At 73.1% G+C, this 15,499-nt stretch carries 13 protein-coding genes and 3 pseudogenes; 6 read left to right on the top strand and 10 right to left on the bottom strand.

The genetic code is table 11. The features are described from left to right. Positions 1-193 precede the first annotated feature (193 nt). The 3 genes from ABWK59_RS32695 (at position 194) to ABWK59_RS32685 (ending at position 1,979) form a co-directional block, all read left to right on the top strand. A complete protein-coding gene (locus ABWK59_RS32695; protein WP_354644285.1) occupies positions 194-862 on the top strand; it encodes a hypothetical protein in 669 nt (222 codons plus the stop codon). After that, positions 859-1,374 carry a hypothetical protein gene (locus tag ABWK59_RS32690; RefSeq protein WP_354644284.1) on the top strand — a complete coding sequence of 172 codons (516 nt, stop codon included), beginning with the start codon at positions 859-861 and terminating at the stop codon, positions 1,372-1,374. The genes ABWK59_RS32695 and ABWK59_RS32690 overlap by 4 nt, the downstream gene beginning before the upstream one ends. Before the next feature lie 173 nt (positions 1,375-1,547). After that, the gene (locus ABWK59_RS32685) at positions 1,548-1,979 is read left to right on the top strand and encodes a hypothetical protein (protein ID WP_354644283.1); all 432 of its coding nucleotides are present in this window, start codon (positions 1,548-1,550) and stop codon (positions 1,977-1,979) included. Between the two features lie 557 nt (positions 1,980-2,536). Here ABWK59_RS32685 and ABWK59_RS32680 read toward each other — a convergent pair. Both ABWK59_RS32680 and ABWK59_RS32675 read right to left on the bottom strand, forming a co-directional pair. Next, positions 2,537-2,623, bottom strand: a pseudogene (locus tag ABWK59_RS32680) (IS5/IS1182 family transposase); the annotation flags it as partial. A gap of 437 nt (positions 2,624-3,060) precedes the next feature. Next, positions 3,061-3,313: pseudogene (locus tag ABWK59_RS32675) on the bottom strand (hypothetical protein); the annotation flags it as partial. Here ABWK59_RS32675 and ABWK59_RS32670 point away from each other — a divergent pair. After that, a pseudogene (locus ABWK59_RS32670) lies at positions 3,255-4,349 on the top strand (ISAzo13 family transposase); the annotation flags it as partial. The pseudogenes ABWK59_RS32675 and ABWK59_RS32670 overlap by 59 nt on opposite strands. Before the next feature lie 788 nt (positions 4,350-5,137). Here the strand turns inward: ABWK59_RS32670 and ABWK59_RS32665 are convergent. Next, entirely contained in the window at positions 5,138-5,581 is a 444-nt protein-coding gene (locus ABWK59_RS32665; RefSeq protein WP_354644282.1) for a MarR family winged helix-turn-helix transcriptional regulator, read from the bottom strand. A 111-nt stretch (positions 5,582-5,692) separates the two neighbouring features. On the opposite strand from ABWK59_RS32665, the gene ABWK59_RS32660 reads away from it, so the two are divergent. Continuing rightward, complete coding sequence (locus tag ABWK59_RS32660) at positions 5,693-6,484, top strand: alpha/beta fold hydrolase (protein ID WP_354644281.1); 792 nt, start codon at positions 5,693-5,695, stop codon at positions 6,482-6,484. 433 nt (positions 6,485-6,917) lie between these two features. Here the strand turns inward: ABWK59_RS32660 and ABWK59_RS32655 are convergent, their stop codons facing one another. Continuing rightward, entirely contained in the window at positions 6,918-7,385 is a 468-nt protein-coding gene (locus tag ABWK59_RS32655) for a DIP1984 family protein (RefSeq protein ID WP_354644280.1), read from the bottom strand. A gap of 84 nt (positions 7,386-7,469) precedes the next feature. After that, positions 7,470-8,759, bottom strand: a complete 1,290-nt coding sequence (locus ABWK59_RS32650) for an MFS transporter (RefSeq protein ID WP_354644279.1) — start codon at positions 8,757-8,759, stop codon at positions 7,470-7,472. 262 nt (positions 8,760-9,021) lie between these two features. On the opposite strand from ABWK59_RS32650, the gene ABWK59_RS32645 reads away from it, so the two are divergent. Continuing rightward, the gene (locus ABWK59_RS32645; RefSeq protein ID WP_354644278.1) at positions 9,022-10,338 is read left to right on the top strand and encodes a pectate lyase; all 1,317 of its coding nucleotides are present in this window, start codon (positions 9,022-9,024) and stop codon (positions 10,336-10,338) included. A 59-nt stretch (positions 10,339-10,397) separates the two neighbouring features. Here the strand turns inward: ABWK59_RS32645 and ABWK59_RS32640 are convergent, their stop codons facing one another. The 5 genes from ABWK59_RS32640 to ABWK59_RS32620 form a co-directional block, all read right to left on the bottom strand. Beyond that, the gene (locus tag ABWK59_RS32640; RefSeq protein ID WP_354644277.1) at positions 10,398-10,658 is read right to left on the bottom strand and encodes a hypothetical protein; all 261 of its coding nucleotides are present in this window, start codon (positions 10,656-10,658) and stop codon (positions 10,398-10,400) included. A gap of 194 nt (positions 10,659-10,852) precedes the next feature. Beyond that, positions 10,853-11,521 carry a GAP family protein gene (locus tag ABWK59_RS32635; RefSeq protein WP_354644276.1) on the bottom strand — a complete coding sequence of 223 codons (669 nt, stop codon included), beginning with the start codon at positions 11,519-11,521 and terminating at the stop codon, positions 10,853-10,855. A 331-nt stretch (positions 11,522-11,852) separates the two neighbouring features. Beyond that, positions 11,853-12,914, bottom strand: a complete 1,062-nt coding sequence (locus ABWK59_RS32630) for a DUF4190 domain-containing protein (protein ID WP_354644275.1) — start codon at positions 12,912-12,914, stop codon at positions 11,853-11,855. Between the two features lie 137 nt (positions 12,915-13,051). Beyond that, complete coding sequence (locus tag ABWK59_RS32625; RefSeq protein WP_354644274.1) at positions 13,052-13,798, bottom strand: TetR/AcrR family transcriptional regulator; 747 nt, start codon at positions 13,796-13,798, stop codon at positions 13,052-13,054. Between the two features lie 72 nt (positions 13,799-13,870). Further along, positions 13,871-15,409 carry an MFS transporter gene (locus ABWK59_RS32620; protein WP_354644273.1) on the bottom strand — a complete coding sequence of 513 codons (1,539 nt, stop codon included), beginning with the start codon at positions 15,407-15,409 and terminating at the stop codon, positions 13,871-13,873. Positions 15,410-15,499: the final 90 nt, after the last annotated feature.

The following is a 15,499-nucleotide window of genomic DNA, read 5'->3' as shown; positions in this document are numbered from 1 at the left end:
TGATTCTCGTCGGGTCGGGCTGGTCTTGGTCGGCCCGACCAGTGTCACGGTGGGAACGTCTGGTCGGGGCGGGTTGTGGTGGTGGGCGCGCTTCAGGGCCCAGTTGGACATCTTGCGTTTGATGACGCGGGGGTTGGCGCGCGATCGCCGTGCGGGCAGGAGTCGTTCAGCGATCTCGCGCAGACTCTGGTCCATGGCCCGGGCGAGCCGGGAGGGGGGAAAGCGCCGCCTGGGCGGTGACGTGGCGGCGGGCGACGCGCAGGGTGCGGACGAAGGAGATTCGGTCGGAGTCGCGCCCGGCTTGCCCTGCGGCCTGGTGCATCAGGTCGCGCAGGGCGTGGTGGACCAGGAGGAACGCGAGGATCTCCTGTTCCACTCCGCGGGGGTGCTGGGAGCGCAGGACGAGCCCGGGCCCGCCCTGATGGGTCTTGATCTCGTCCAGGGTGGTCTCGATCTCTCACCGCTGGGCGTCGAGCGCGGCGAGCTCGCTCGCCGGTGCCTGGGCGGGGTCGAGGATGGTGGTGACCAGCCGGTAGACGGTGGCGTTGCCGGCTCGGCCGAGGGTGTACTCGATGACGCGGACCCGGATGGGGTCGGCGCGGCGGTTCCTGTCCCGGGCGGCGACGATCTCCGACAGGTAGGAGCCGTCGGCCAGCGCCGTCAGGACCGGCAGGACGGCGTCGCTCCTGGCCCGTCAGGGCAGGTCGGCGCCGGTTTCGGCGGCGGCCCGCCACAGGCCGAACCCGCGAAAGCCCTGTCGGCCAGCAGCAGCATCCCCGCACTCAAGGCCGGGAACAGCCGCTGGGCCAGCGCGGTCTCGGACACCGCGAGCGGGGCGATGTCGGCCGCGAACACGGCGTGAGTTCCGCACTCGACCAGGGCCGCCACCCGAGCCTGCGGGTACGCGCTCTTGCCGGCAGGTGGCGGGGCGGCCGAACAACTCGGCGTTCGCCAGCGTGTCCGGTAGGTCGAACCGCGCCCCGCCACCCGGACGGCACACCCAAGCAGGAGATCGAACTCACCGCCGAGGAACGGGCCGAGCTCTCCTTCTTCTCCGGTGAGACCGTCAACACCGTCGTCAAGAAGACCGCGAAGGCCGCCTTCACCCGCATCGCCCACCTCACCGCGAACGAGCGCGTCGAGCACGGCTACAACGCGCTGCGCGACGCGGCCACCGCCGGCAAGGTCCCCGCCCACGGGCTGCGCGCCGGCGGCGCGACCGAACTCAAGGAGGCCGGGGCGTCGGACGAGCAGATCGCCGAACTCGGCGACTGGGCCAAGGGCTCGAAGGCGATGCAGCGCTACTTCCGCGCGATCAAGGTCCGCGAGGACAACCCGTGGGCCGCCGCCCGCCAGGCCCGGTGTATGGCGTAGGTGGCGATGTCTTGGCCGAATTCTCTCCCGCCCGCCCCAGGTCCACGTCACCCGATCGAACGACCGCCGGGCGAGTCCATCGCGTGTAGCGCGGTCTCACGGCAAGGATCGTGTGTGTGCGCTCCGGTTGGAGCACCGCACCGACGGCTTCCCCTCCCGAGGAGACAACTGCCATGGCACCGATCCCCAACGGCCCCTACGGAATCGCCAAGCCCGGCGAGCAGTACCTGACGCTCCAGGACGAGAAGGCCCCTGCGGCCGTCCTGCCGCCGACCGGCCAGCCCGGTGAGCAGGAGTGGCACGTCGAGGGCCTCTCCAACGGCAACGTCACCATCAAGAACCTGCGGCACGGAACGTACCTCAGCTTCGACGGCGTTCCCGAGATCAACAAGATGCTCCGCGGCTCCTCACAGGCCACCGAGTGGCAGCTCCGGCAGTCCGCCGAGCCGTTCATGTTCCATGTCGTCGTCCCCGGCGGCCCGGTCGACGGAGTCGAGCTGGTGGCGGACCTCAGCCTGCTCCGGATCTTCCCCCCGATGACGGCGCTGCGTCCGCTGGAGCCGGAAGACCTCGACCAGGCCTGGCGCTTCGAGTTCCACGAGTAGGTCTCACCCGCCGGCCGCCGCTGCCCCGCCCGCTTGTGGAAGGGGCGGCGGCGGCCCTCTCACCGAGCTCTGGCTGGGTCTGCCCTGTGCGGGCCGACCTGGCGGAGGCAGCCCGCCGGGCGGCGGAGGCGCAGCGGGAGCGGGCGATCGTGGTGGTGGAGCGGGTGCTGCGGGCGCCACGGGTCCGGTTCGAGGCGGGCGAGCCGCGGTGTGTGGCGAATTCGGTGATCCGGGAGACTCTTGGTGCAGTGGGCCGACCGCAGTCCGGGATTGGGGTGTAACCAATCCCGGACTGTCGGTATCCCTACATGCGAACGGACCTGACGCGGAGACAGGCGACCGGGACGAGAGCTGGAAGAATGCCTGTGTCCACGACCGGCGTTCAAGACGCGCCAGGGCCACCGGACTTCCTTGGCCAGTGACCGGCCACGGAAGTCCACGTGAAATACGCAGTTCAGGGCGTGTCGATGGAAGGGGGGCGTGGCTGGTTAAGGGCTGTCCCATAATTGACCGTTGAGATGGCCGGGACAAGGTGGGCTGATCGCCGGTGGGTCGGGCTATGCGGCCTGGAGAAGGTTGTGGAGGCGGGCGATGCCGAGCATGGCGTGGTGGACGCCGTCGCCCTTGAGCCGGCCAGAGCGCAGCGTCCGCTCCCGCCTCGTCCGCGACGATCAGTCGAGCCGGTGCGGCTCTTCTCGATAGCAATCCGCCGCAGGGCTTGACGGACGAGATCTGACGTCGTGCCATGAGAGAACACACCGCGACGGGGGGATGAAACGATGGCGGCAGAGGGACATGACGGACCCAGTGGCGAGCCCGAGAGCCACGATGAGGTCCCGCAGAGCAGCGCTCCAAGAAAAATCCCATCTGGCAATGACTTCGCCCATGTAGCTTGGATCGTCCTGGCTCTCTTCCTCTTCGGGCTGATCATGACCGCGGCATCCGGATCCGGCGATTGCTCTCACTGCGACGGCAGCAACACGTCCTTGTGGCACTGATCACCGAGCTGCCCGCGAACCTGGCCGCCGCCGCGCTGGTCGCCACCACCGGTTCGCTACTGCGGCGCCGTCGCCGGGGTGTTGCGGTCGACGATGCGGTCGGCAGACGACTTCGGCACTCCGTACAGCGGCGCCAACTGCCGCAGCGGAGGTTGCCCGCCAGTATCCGGCGACCAGCAGGCCCAGTCCTCCAGCGGCAGGCCTCAGGGCCGACCCTTGCGGACCGAACCTGCACCTTCCCACCGCAGCGTGGGTGGACAGCTTGCCGAACTGCCTCCAGCCCGTGATCAGTGTGGACACCAAGAAGAAGGAACCGGTCGGCGAGTTCAAGAACAGCGGCCGCGAGTGGCAACCCACCGGCGAGCCGGTGCGGGTCAGCGTCCACGACTTCGCCGATCCCGAGTTGGGCAGGGCCATCCCGTACGGGATCTACGACCTCGCGGCGAACGCCGGCTGGGTGAACGTCTGCTGTGATCACGACACCGCCGCCTTTGCGGTGGCCTCGATCCGTCGCTGGTGGCACGGCCAGGGCCGGGCCGCCTACCCGCAGGCCACCCACCTGCTGATCACCGCGGACGCCGGGGGCTCCAACGGCCACCGTACCCGGGCCTGGAAGATCGAGCTCGCCGCACTGGCCGTCGAGACCGGGCTGACCATCACCGTGTGCCACCTGCCGCCGGGCACCTCGAAGTGGAACAAGATCGAACACAGGCTGTTCTCCCACATCACCATGAACTGGCGAGGCCGCCCACTGACCAGCCACGAGGTCATCGTGCAGACCATCGCCGCCACCACCAACCGCAGCGGACTGCGTGTCCACGCCGAACTCGACACCGGCAGCTACCCGACCGGCGTCAAGATCGGCGACGCGGACATGGCCGCCCTACCGCTGACCCGGCATGCCTTCCACGGCGACTGGAACTACGTCCTCCACCCCGCGCTGGCGGGCACATCCCCTGCCGAAGAAGAGCATGTTGCTGGCCTCGCCTGGGACCAGGCCACGCTGTCCGATCCCACCCTGACCGGCATGTCCCAGCACGACCTGAACGTCCTCACCGCCAGCCTGGCCGCTCTGCACGAGACGCAACCCGGCGCCGGGACGGGCCGCCCGCCACGGCTGCCCTTTCCCGAACAGGTCCTGGTTACCGTCCTCCACCTGCGGCTCGGCCTGCCCGCGGAACCCCTCGCCGTGCTGTTCGGCAGCAGCCGGAGTGCAGTGCACCGCACCTTCCACAAGATCAGGCAGCTACTCGACCACCACGGGACCGAGATCCCGCCCGCACCATCCCCGCCCGCCACCCTGGCCACCATCCACGCCCGCGTCGTCACACAGGGAAGCCAGCCCAACTCCGCACCAGAATCAGCGTGTTAACCATCTGCAAGCCCTTAGCCTGGTCCCGAGAGAGCGGATTCTCGCCTGTTGCGGTCTTCTGGGGCAGGGAGTAACCGCGCCGGGGCGGGACGCCATCGGGGAACTCGCGCAGCAGATGCAGGGCGTGGTCATACAGAGCGGTCGGGGGAGTGAGCGCGTTGCGCTCTTCCTGGGCGCTCACCGGGTGAAGTGGGACTCGATTCCGTAGGTCATGAGCGCAGCTTGCCAGTCGGTCAGCACCGTGTCGAAGGAATTAGTGAGGCCGCAGCAGTTCCGGTCTCCTCAACAAACCATAGTTTTCTCCGTCGCCCCTCGTTGCCGAGGCCTGGAATCGGCTGCGCGCCTGCGGCGGGCGATTGTCCGCCGGAGAACTGGCCGAGCTCACGGGCCGCGGCAGGCGGCTGCAGGTCCTCTTCCGTGAGCAGATCGGATTGCCGCCGCAATCGGTCAGCCGGATCCTGAGATTTCAACGGGCACTCACCCTGCCGTCCGCCGCCGGCCGGCCGCTGGCCGACCGGGCGACTCGGTCCGGGTACTACGGCCAGGCCCACATGAACCGCGACTTAGACCGCGCCACGGACACCGTCCCGTACGGCGTGCTCACCGGCGACACCCTCTTCATCGGCGACTTCGGCCGCGAGCCTGCTGCGCCACCACGGCCACGGCGAGGTCGCCGACCTCCTCGGCGGCTACGCGGCCTGGGCCGCGGCGCACCGCCCACCGGCCACCAGCTGAAGGCGGGGCCCCTCGACCGGGACGGTTCATGGACAGGCTCGTCCCGGGCGGTGTCAGTCCTGCTCCGGTGTGAGCGCCAGCTGACGTGATGCGCGGGCCAGCAGGTCGATCAGCAGAGCACGTTCCTGGGCGCTGAAGCCGTCGGCGATCCGTCGTTCGATGGCGGAGGCCTTCGCGTCGGCCTGCGCGAGCAGTCGGCGTCCGTCGTCGGTGAGGCGGACCTCGGCCACCTTGCGATGCCAGGGATGCGGCTGGCGGGTGATCAGGCCCTTTGCCTCCAGGTTGGCGAGCACGGTGGCGATGGTCTGCGGGGTGACCAGGCAGGCCCGGGCGAGCGCGGCGGCGGAGAGCCCCGGCCGGTCGTCGAGCGTGTACAGCGCGGCGTACTGCGGAACCGTGAGTCCGAGCGGTCGGAGCGCCGTGTGCTTGGCCGCCATCAGCTCCTGTTCCACCCGCTTGATGTGCAGCCCGAGGCGTTCCGTGACCGGCATCTCCATGAGGGTGATCGTACGCCACCGGATCGCACCCTGCTTCATGACAGAGCTCTGCTACATGACAGAACTCTGCTATGTTGCCATCGCTCAGCCACTCACTCATGGAGGCACCCCTTGGCCAGCAGCAAACCGCTCGATCACGTCGTCGCCGGGTCCGGCCCGGGCCTGGTCCTGATCCACGGCACCGGCGCAGACGCGACCTCGAACTGGGCCGCTCTCATCGACCTGATGCGCGACCGCTACACCGTCGTCGCCCCGAACCTGCCCGGCGCCGGCGCCACCCCCGTCGACCCCGCTCCGATCGACCTGGACTCACTCGCCGACCGGGTCGTCGCCACCGCCCGGGCCGCCGGACTGGAACGGTTCCACCTCGTCGGTCACTCGCTGGGTTCCGTCGTCGCGACAGCCGTGGCCGCCCGCCACCCCGATGCCGTGACCTCGCTCGCCCTGCACGCCGGATGGGTCAGGACGACCCCCCGCGAGGCGTTCATGTTCGACCTGTGGGCGTGCCTGCTGCGCACCGACCCGGCCCTCCTGGCCCGCCAGTTGATCCTCACCGCGATGGGGCCCGGTCTTCTCGGCGCCCTCGACGACGCGCAGTTCGCCGAACTGGCCGCGGGTTTCACGGCGATGCTCGACGAGCGCATCCTCGCGCAGATGGAACTCGACTCCCGGATCGACCTGCGTGACGTGGTGGGCCGGGTCACCGCGCCGACACTCGTAATGGCGAGCGCCGACGACCAGATCGTCCCGCCCCACCACCAGCGTGAACTGGCCGCCGCCATTCCCCGGGCCGACTACCTCCAGGTGCCCGGCGGCCACGGCCTGCCGTTCGAGGACCCGGCGCGGCTGTTCTCGACCATCGCCGAGTACGTGGACAGGCGCCAGGCACAGGGCCGGGCCTGAGCTTAGCTGAGAGGGCCCCCGCCGGCCTCAGTCCGCCGGGCCGTCTCCCTGGGCCTGCCGCTCCCCGCGCGGGCACCGGCACCCGGGCGACGGTCGCCGCCTGGATCATCGGGCACCTCGGCGCCCCGGAGACCTTCCGCCGCCGCGTCACCCTCGCCGACGGCTGACCCTGCCGACGGGCGCGGGCCGGGTGCCGTGTGTACCGGCGGTGTGGAGGCGCCCCGTTCCCGCCCTCGGCGTCCCGGATCTGCACGTGGTTGTGTGCTGTTCGCTGTGCACCGTGACCTGTGCGAGGTGAGGAGCTGCTGTGTGAACCGGGGACTCGAACCCCATGGCGCTGCTCTCCGCGCACCAGGTGGCCGGATGGACCGCCGGCCCGGTTCGTGCACGCCTCCGGAACGCCTACCTGCTGCCTCCACACCGCCGGAGTCTGTCAGTCCAGCAGGTCGACCTCCCAGTTCGCCCGCTGGATCCGCATGTCCACCTCGCGGATCTCCCGCGCCAGCACGTCCGCCCGGGCGCGCAGTTCCGCGACCGGGAGGGCGGCGAGCATCATCAGCTCGGAGCGGAGCTGCCGCGCGGCGCCGCCGCTCCGGCCGGCCGCCGCGTCGGCCGCGGCGGAGACCACCGAGTGCCGCAGCCGCAGGACGTCCCGGCGGGCCAGGGCGTCGGTCAGCGTGCCACCATCGTCGACGACGGTGATGGCGTTGGTCCGGTTGATCCGGCGGATCAGCGACTCCAGTTCGTCCAGCACCTCGGCGGACTCGGCCAGCAGCCGTCCCGCGTCCTCGGCCGGCTCCTCGCCCTCCTGGTAACGGGCGTTGGCGACGATCCGGGAGCGCAGCTGCTCGACCCGGCGTGCCGCGTCGGCCCGCAACGCCAGCGCCTCGGCCAGCTTCATCCCCCGCACCTCCATGATCGTGAGTGCCCTCACCCTACTGAACGCGACCGGGTGCTGTCGGCCCGGTTTCGCCCCGGTCCGATCTCAGCGGTCGGCCTCGTGCAGCGCGGATCCGGCCTGCTGACCGGGTGCGGTCGCCCCGGTACCCGCTTTCGCGGGGCGGGTCCGCTCGGCCCAGGCGGCCACCGGCGGGCCCGCCGCGCCCAGGGCGGCGAACAGGGCGCCGAGGAGCAGCCACCCCGAGTGTCCGAGCGCGAGGACCGCGCCGGTCAGGAACACCGGGGCGAGGGCCTGGCCCGCGTCGAAGCCCAGACCGAAGAGGCCCTGGTACTGCCCCTGGGCGTGGTCGGGTGCGAGACCGTAGCCGAGCGCGACGCCGGCCGACGACTCCCACACCTCCCCGACGCTGTGGACGCACACGGCGAGGACGGCGAGCACGGGTGCGACCCGGGCGGGGACGTCGGCGGTCAGGGCCATCAGCGGACAGCTGACGAGGAACAGGAGCCCGGCGAGCCGGAAGGCCCGGCCGCCCTGGCGTGGGGTCTCCACCGTGGAGCCGAGTCTGCTCTGGAGCAGCACGCAGACGCCGCTGTTGATCGCGTAGACCGCCGCCACGGTCCAGCGCGGGGCGTCGGTGTGGGCGGTGAGCCAGATCGGCAGGAGGAGGGAGACGGTCTGGTACTGCAGACCCATGGCGCTGTAGAGCGCGACGAAGGCCACGTACGGCCGGTCGGCCAGGACGGACCACGACCGGTGCTCATCCGGTCGGGGCAGCGGCGGGTGGTTCGGGACGCCCAGGAGCACGATCAGTCCGGCGCAGGCGAAGCTGGCGGCGTTGGCGAGGATCAGCGCGGTGTAGGCGGGGCGGCTGTCGATCTGGATGGCGACGGCCGCGCCCAGGGTGCCCACGACGACGCCGAGATTGACGAAGGTGCGGAGTCTGGCCCGGAAGGCGGCGGGACGTCCACCGCCGACCCGGGCGACCAGCGCACCGCCCGCGGCGCCGCTCGCCGTGGCGGCCAGCCGGTCCAGGGTGGCCACGAGCGTGAACACGAGCCACCCGTCGATGAGGACGAAGGCCGCCATGGTGACGGCCTGGAGGGCCAGTGTCACCAGCCAGATCGTGCGCGGCCCGTACCGGTCGGCCAGGTTCCCCGCCGGGATGCCGGCCGCCAGACCGGCCAGGCCGGCGATCGTCAGACCCGCGCCGACCTGCGCGGCGGGCAGGTGCACCACCAGCGTGAAGTAGAGGATGGCGGCGGTGTTGAAGAGCCCGTTGCCCACCCTGCTGACGAAACTGGCGATGATCAGGGCACGCTGCGGACCGGCATCCGGCCCGCTGGTCACCCCGTGCCCGGCCCCCGTCGTGATCATGACCATCAGGCTAACAGGGCCGTCCTGCGCTCCCCCGGGCCCCGGCCGCGCCGCCGCCGGGGCCGAACCGCGGGCCGGACGCGCGGGCCGGACCTCCTGTCGGCTGCCGCCGCTGAAAACCCGTCGGCTCTACGCGGCAACCTTTCCCGCGGCGGCGGCAACCAGGGGTGGACGTGCGGCCCGGACCGGGCGCCGCGTCCGGCGGACCGCCTCCCGGGGCAGTGCGTCCTCCCTGCTCCCCACCCGTGAGGAACCCCGAGACGTGAGCAAGCGAGCCATCCGTCCCCACCGCGGCCGGATCGCGGCCCTCGGCAGCGCGTCCGCCCTGCTGGTCGCCGCCCTGGCCGGCGGTCTGTGGGCCGCGGCGGACGCCGCCGCCCCGGCCACCCCCGCACCCGGCACCTACACCCTGGTCAGCGCGGCCGGCGGGAACTGCCTGGAGGTACCCAAGGCGAGCAGCGCGGACGGCGTGCAACTGGCCCAGGCCGCCTGTGACCCCGGGGCGCCCGCCCGGACCTGGCGGCTGACCGCCTCCGGTACCGGGTTCCGGCTGACGGCCGGGCACAGCGGCAAGTGCGCGACCGTCCGGGAGGCGAGGAGCAGCGCGGGCACCGCCGTCGAGCAGGACGCCTGCGACGGGACGGCCGCCGCGCAGACCTGGACGCTCAAGGCGGTGGACGGCGGCTACCGGGTGGTGAACGCCGGCAGCGGCAAGTGCCTGGCGGTGCGGGACGGTTCGGCCGCGCCGGGGACGCCGGTGCAGCAGAACTCCTGCGACTCGGCGCCGGCCAAGCGCTGGTCCCTCGGGCCGGTCGGCGCCGACCCGAACCCGACCGCGCCGGTGAAGCCCACCGCGGCCGGTTCGGCCACCCCGACCGGTGTCGTACCGGAGTGGCCGACGCCCAAGGGTCCGGACATCCCGCTGGGTTCCCCGCAGAAGGTGTCCGGGGTCTTCGACGGCGGCGGCCACCGGTACGTCGGCAAGGGGGCGCTGGGCAGCGGTGACCAGTCCGAGGACCAGCCGGCCATGTTCGAACTCGCCGACGGCGCCGTGCTGCAGAACGTCATCCTGGGGAACCCGGCGGCCGACGGGGTGCACTGCGCCGGCACCTGCACCCTGCGCAACGTCTGGTGGGAGAACGTCGGTGAGGACGCCGCCACCTTCAAGGGCACCTCGGCCGCGCAGGTGATGACCGTGGACGGCGGCGGGGCGCGCGGCGCGGCGGACAAGGTGTTCCAGCACAACGGTCCCGGCACCTTCGTCATCAGGAACTTCCGGGTCGAGGACTTCGGCAAGCTCTACCGCTCGTGCGGCAACTGCCGGACTCAGTACCCGCGGCACGTGGTGATCGACAACGTGATCGCTACCGCCCCGGGCAAGAAGATCGTCGGGATCAACGCCAACCTCGGTGACACCGCCCGCATCTCCCGCCTCACCGTCACCGGCGACCCGTCCCACCGGATCACCGTCTGCCAGCGCTTCACGGGTGTCACCAGTGGCGAGCCCGCGGAGTCGGGCAGCGGCCCGGACGGCACCTCCTGCCGCTACACGCCGGCCGACGTGACCTACCGGCCGTAGGACGTACCGCTCACCGCGCGCCCCGGGGGTCGGCCTCAGCCGGGGCGCGCCGGCCGGCGTCAGCCGGACTCCGCGTCCCCGCCGAGCAGGTCGAGCAGGTCCTCGATCATCGTGCCGAACGGGGTCATCTCCAGCTCGCCGTCCAGGCCGCCCTCGCTCAGCAGGATGTCGGAGAGCGCCTCGGTCAGCTCCCCCGCCTCCTCCGCGCCGGGTGGCACCGCCGGGTCGAGGGTGACGCCCCGGCGCTCGGCGGCCCGGCGCAGCACGGCGAGCGCCTCGTCGGGGCCGGTGAACCAGGCCGGACGGTCGGAATCGCTCATGACGGCCGCTCCTCCACAGCTCGCCGTACGCCGCCCGCGGCGACGCCCCTCACCCGGCCAGCATCCCCGCCCGCCCACGCCTTGGCCACCACCCCGGCCCCGGCGGGTCGGCACCGGCTACGGCCGGTGGATCACCTCCTCACCGCCGGGGTGACGATCCGTCAGCGTCACCGGCCGGTGCCGACGCGCGGCTCTCACCCCAGCACGGTGAGCGCGTCCCCGACGTACGTCGCCCCGAGCACCGCGAGCACGGTGGTGGTCACGGCGGCGTTGTGCACGGCCGTCCACGCCTTCCACTCCCCCAGCAGCCGGGCCGCCCGCTTGCCGCCGACCAGGGACGTCCCGAGCGGCACCAGGACGCAGAGCGAGCCGATCAGCACCAGCAGGACGCCCGCGACCGCCCGGGTGGCGCCGCTGCCCGGGGTGGCGGAGACGGCGGCGGCGCCGCCGACGGCCAGCACCAGGTTCTTGGGGTTGGCGAGGACCAGGCTGAGGCCGAGCCCGGCAGCCCTCGGTGCGGTGAACCGGTCGACCTCCTGCATCCAGGACGGCGGCGCGATGACGTGCCCGGCGCGCGGCCTGCGGCGCCACTGGCGGAGTGCCAGCAGCAGCAACAGCACCCCGAGGGCGAGCCGCAGCCAGGCGTTCCAGGTCGCCTCGTCTCCGCCGGTGCCCAGGCCGCTGCCCGCCGCCGCCACGAGCGCGACCACGGCGGCCAGGCCGCCGGTCCAACCCGCCGCGAACGCCGGCCCGTTGGTCCGGCCGCGCGGCGTGGCCAGCAGGAGGATCACCGCGATCAGCGGCAGCGGGCTGATCGCGATGCCCACCGCCGAGGCGAGCATCGCGCCGATCGCCTCACCCATCCCCGCCACCTCTCCCGGACCCTCCGGCACCGCGGACCGGACACGCGAGGTCGGCACCGGTCCCCGGCCACCCTCCCCGCGCACCGGCCCGGGACGCGACCGCTTACCGGCGAACGGGTGAGAACCGGGCCGCGCCGGCCGGGCCCGGACAGACGTGTGGCCCCGGGCGGCAGGGGGTGTTCGCCCGGGGCGGCGGTACCCGTGACCGGGTCCGTGACAGCGACGCTACGGCCGCCCGGGCCGCGAACCGCTCGCGCCGCGCTGGTGTGTCCCCGAGACGGCGCACCCCACCCGAGCGGCCTTCCCCGGCCGACCGCTCACGCCGGCGGCGTCACAGCCGGTGGCTCCCCGGCCGGCCGGTGGCCAGGCCCAGCGCGCGCCGGACCGGGAGGGCGAGGGTCGCCAGGCCGTCGTCGGCCCGCTCGGCGGCGGCGACCGCGGCGGCGAGTTCGTCCGGACCGCGGGCGGCGTCCACCCGCTGCCAGAGCTCGGCCGCCTTCAGCTGGGCCTCGGCCAGCCGGGCCAGGTCCGCCCGGACCGCCTCCGGGAAGGTCCCCGCCCGCAGCGCCCCGGCCGCCTCCCGCTCGGCCGCCGCCAGCTCCCCGGCGTACGCCCGGAAGGCCTTGAGACCCTCGACGTCCGCGTCCGCCGGGTCGATGTCCGGGCCCCAGCCCACCACCAGGTTGTACGGCCGGACGGCCGCCAGGTACGGCTGCTGCTCCCCGGTCGGCGGTCCGGACCGGCGCACCGAGCCGGCCCGCAGGCCGTCCCGGTCGGCGTACACGCAGCTCAGGCGCTCGCCCTTGGTCAGCTTGGAGGTGGGGCGCGGGTAGATGTAGGAGGGCACCACGTTCGCGGGCAGGGTCCACTGGTCGGGCAGGTAGTCGGCGAACCCCGGGGCGCAGGTGGTGCGGGCCTGGTCGGCGACCTCCTGCGGCAGGTAGGAGACGCGCTCCAGCGGGGCGACCGCGACCACCTCGCCGTTGTGCGGCTCGGCGCACGGGACCTGCACGGCGTCCGGGGGGACGAGGTCGGGGTCCCAGGCGGCGAGGGCCGGGTGGGGCCGGTTGTCGAAGTAGAAGCAGTCGCCCGGCGCCATCGCGGCGATCGGGACGGTCCGGCCCCGGTCGAACCGGTCCAGCCCCAGGAACTGCACGGTCGTCACCAGCGCGCCCAGGACCGACAGCACCAGGCCCAGCACGGCCAGGCCCTTGCCGCGGTGACGCCCCCGGCGCACCTTCACCAGGGCGGCGACGGCGAACCCCACGGCCAGCGGCCAGAGTCCGAGCAGCCCGGTGGCCACCGAGGTGATGGCGAACCGGGTCATGGGACGCGGCCAGGAGCCCTGGTCGGCCCCGGTTCTCGCGGGCGGGTCCTGCACGGTGGACGGCACGGCGGCTTCCCCTCTGCCGCGGTCCCGGTGACCGCGGTCGCGGGACGGTACCGGCTGCGCCGACCCGGGCGCAAGCCCGTTCGATCAAGCGCTGACCTGCGGTTTCCCCGGGGTGGGGCCCCGGGGCGGAGGGTGGGTCAGCGGGCGGCGGCCGCTGCGGCGGCGATGCCGGCCAGGGCGAGGTCCAGGCCGGCCTCGAACTGGCGCTCACGGGCGGCGGCCATGCCGTCGTCGCCGGGCTGCAGGTCCGCGTTCTCCGCGTACCAGCTGTCCGCCTGCTCGGCGATGCCGCGGATGTCCAGGCCGAGCTCGTCCTCGGTCCGGCCGGAGGCCTTGACCCGCCCCAGCCACTGGGCCTCGACGAGGGCGTACCCGTACGCGAACTGGAGGACCAGGCCGAGGGCGGCCATCAGGCGCTCGCCCTCCAGTCCGGTGCGGCGGAGGGTGCCGACGGCGCTGGTGTTGAAGGCGACCGCGTTGGGGCCGATGGCCAGGTAGCGGCCGGCGAGCTGGGCGGCCCACGGGTGCCGGGCGAAGCAGTTGCGGTACTCGTGCACCAGCAGCCGCAGGTGCTCCCGCCAGTCGCCGTCCGCCGCGTCCTCGGCGAGCGGGTCGACCCGCATCTCGCCGAGGGCGGTGTCCAGGGCGAGTTCGAGGAGTTCGTCCTTGTTGTCGACGTACCAGTAGACGGACATCGGGGTGACGTCCAGGGCGGCGGCGAGCTTGCGCATGGAGAACGCCTCCACGCCCTCGGCGTCCAGCAGGTCGGTGGCCGCGCGGAGGATCCGGTCCCGGCTGAGGCCGGTCGGGGCGCTGCCGCGCCGGGGAGCCCGGGGCGGGCGGACCCAGATGCTGACGCCGGGGTCGCGGGGCTTGTCCGCCATGCTCGTCCTTCGGTGCTCGGTTCGCCGCACGGCCGCCGGGGAGACGGCCGTGCAGCGATAGTAGAGGCGGGGTCAGCCCGCCTGGGCGGCCGGCTCGGCCGCTCCGCCCTCCGACGGCGCGGGCGGCACCGGCGGTACGGGCGCCTGGCCGACGGCCCGGGCGAGCAGCCAGGCCGCGACCAGTCCGCCGGCCAGCACGGCCACCGCGCCGATCAGTTGGCCCTGGGTGAGGCTGTCCGCGAAGGCCGAGCGGATCGGCTCGGCGGCGGACGGCCCGCCGGCGAGCAGCGCCTCCGGCAGCGAGCGGGCGGCCGACTCCGGGACCCCGGCGGGCAGCGCGCCCGCGAAGCCCGCCGTCAGCACCGCGCCGAGGACGGCCACCCCGAGCGAGTTGCCCAGCTCGGAGAGCGTGCCCATCAGCCCGGAGCCGATGCCGGCCCGCTCGGGCGGGATCGATCCCATCACCGCACCCGCCATGGCGGGCTGGGCGCAGGCCACGCCGGCGCCCATCATCACCAGTCCGAGCAGCACGCCCGGGTACGAGCCGCCGTGGCCGAACAGGGCGATCGCGGCGAGGCCGCCGGCCAGCAGGGACAGGCCGGCGGCGACGGCGACCGGCGGGGCGAGCTTCGCGGTCAGCCGCATCCCGGCGCCGGTGAGGTTGAGCGCGACGATGGTGAGGGCCATCGGGGCGGTCCGCAGGCCGGCGGCCAGCGGGTCGTACCCGAGCACGAACTGCAGGTGCTGGGTGAGCAGGAAGAGCGAGCCGCCCATGCCGAAGCTGACCAGCACCCCGCCCGAGACGGCGCCGCGGAACCGGCCGTTGCGGAAGAACGCCAGGTCCAGCAGCGGGTGCTCGATCCGGTGCTCCCAGAGCGCGAAGGCGGCCAGGAAGAGCAGGCCGAGGCCGGCGGGCAGCAGGGTGGCGGCGGAGGTCCAGCCGTGGCCGGGGCCCTGGATGACCGCGTACACCAGGCCGACCAGGCCGGCCGTGGAGAGCGCGGCGCCCAGCAGGTCGGGCCGGTCGCCGCGCGGGTCCTTGGACTCGGGGACCAGCTTGGCCACCGCGACCAGGGCGATCGCCGCGACCGGCAGGTTGACCAGGAAGGTGGAGCCCCACCAGAAGTGGGCGAGCAGCACGCCGCCGATCACCGGGCCGAGCGCGAAGCCGAGCGAGGCCACCGCCGACCAGGCGGCGATCGCCTTGGGCTGCTCCTCGGCGTCGAAGGTGCGCACCACGATGGCGAGGCTGGTGGCCAGCAGCAAACTGCCGCCGACGCCCATGCCGGCCCGGGCGGCGATCAGCTGGCCGGGGCCGGTGGCCAGCGCGGCGACCAGCGAACCGGTGCCGAACAGCGCGAGGCCCAGCAGCTGCACCCGCTTGCGGCCGTACCGGTCGGCGAGGCCGCCGGCCGCGATCAGCAGGCCGGCCTGGGCCAGCGAGTAGGCGCCGATCACCCACTGGGTCTGGGCGGTGCTCGCGCCCAACTCCTCGGTGAGCGAGGGGATCGCCACGTTGAGGATGGTGTTGTCGAGGATCACGGTCAGCTGCGCGAGGCAGATGACGGCGAGGATCAGCCACCGGTCCTTCCGGCGCTGGGTCTGGGGCACGCCCTTGCTCCACTTCTACGGTGTACAGGAGTTCCTGTACACCGTAGAAGAGAAGGCTGACGGTGCGCCAGCGAATTAACGCGTACGCGC

The organism is Kitasatospora sp. HUAS MG31 (assembly GCF_040571325.1).
In the GTDB taxonomy this organism is placed as follows: Bacteria; Actinomycetota; Actinomycetes; order Streptomycetales; family Streptomycetaceae; genus Kitasatospora; species Kitasatospora camelliae.
This window is presented reverse-complemented; position numbering and strand designations above follow the sequence as displayed.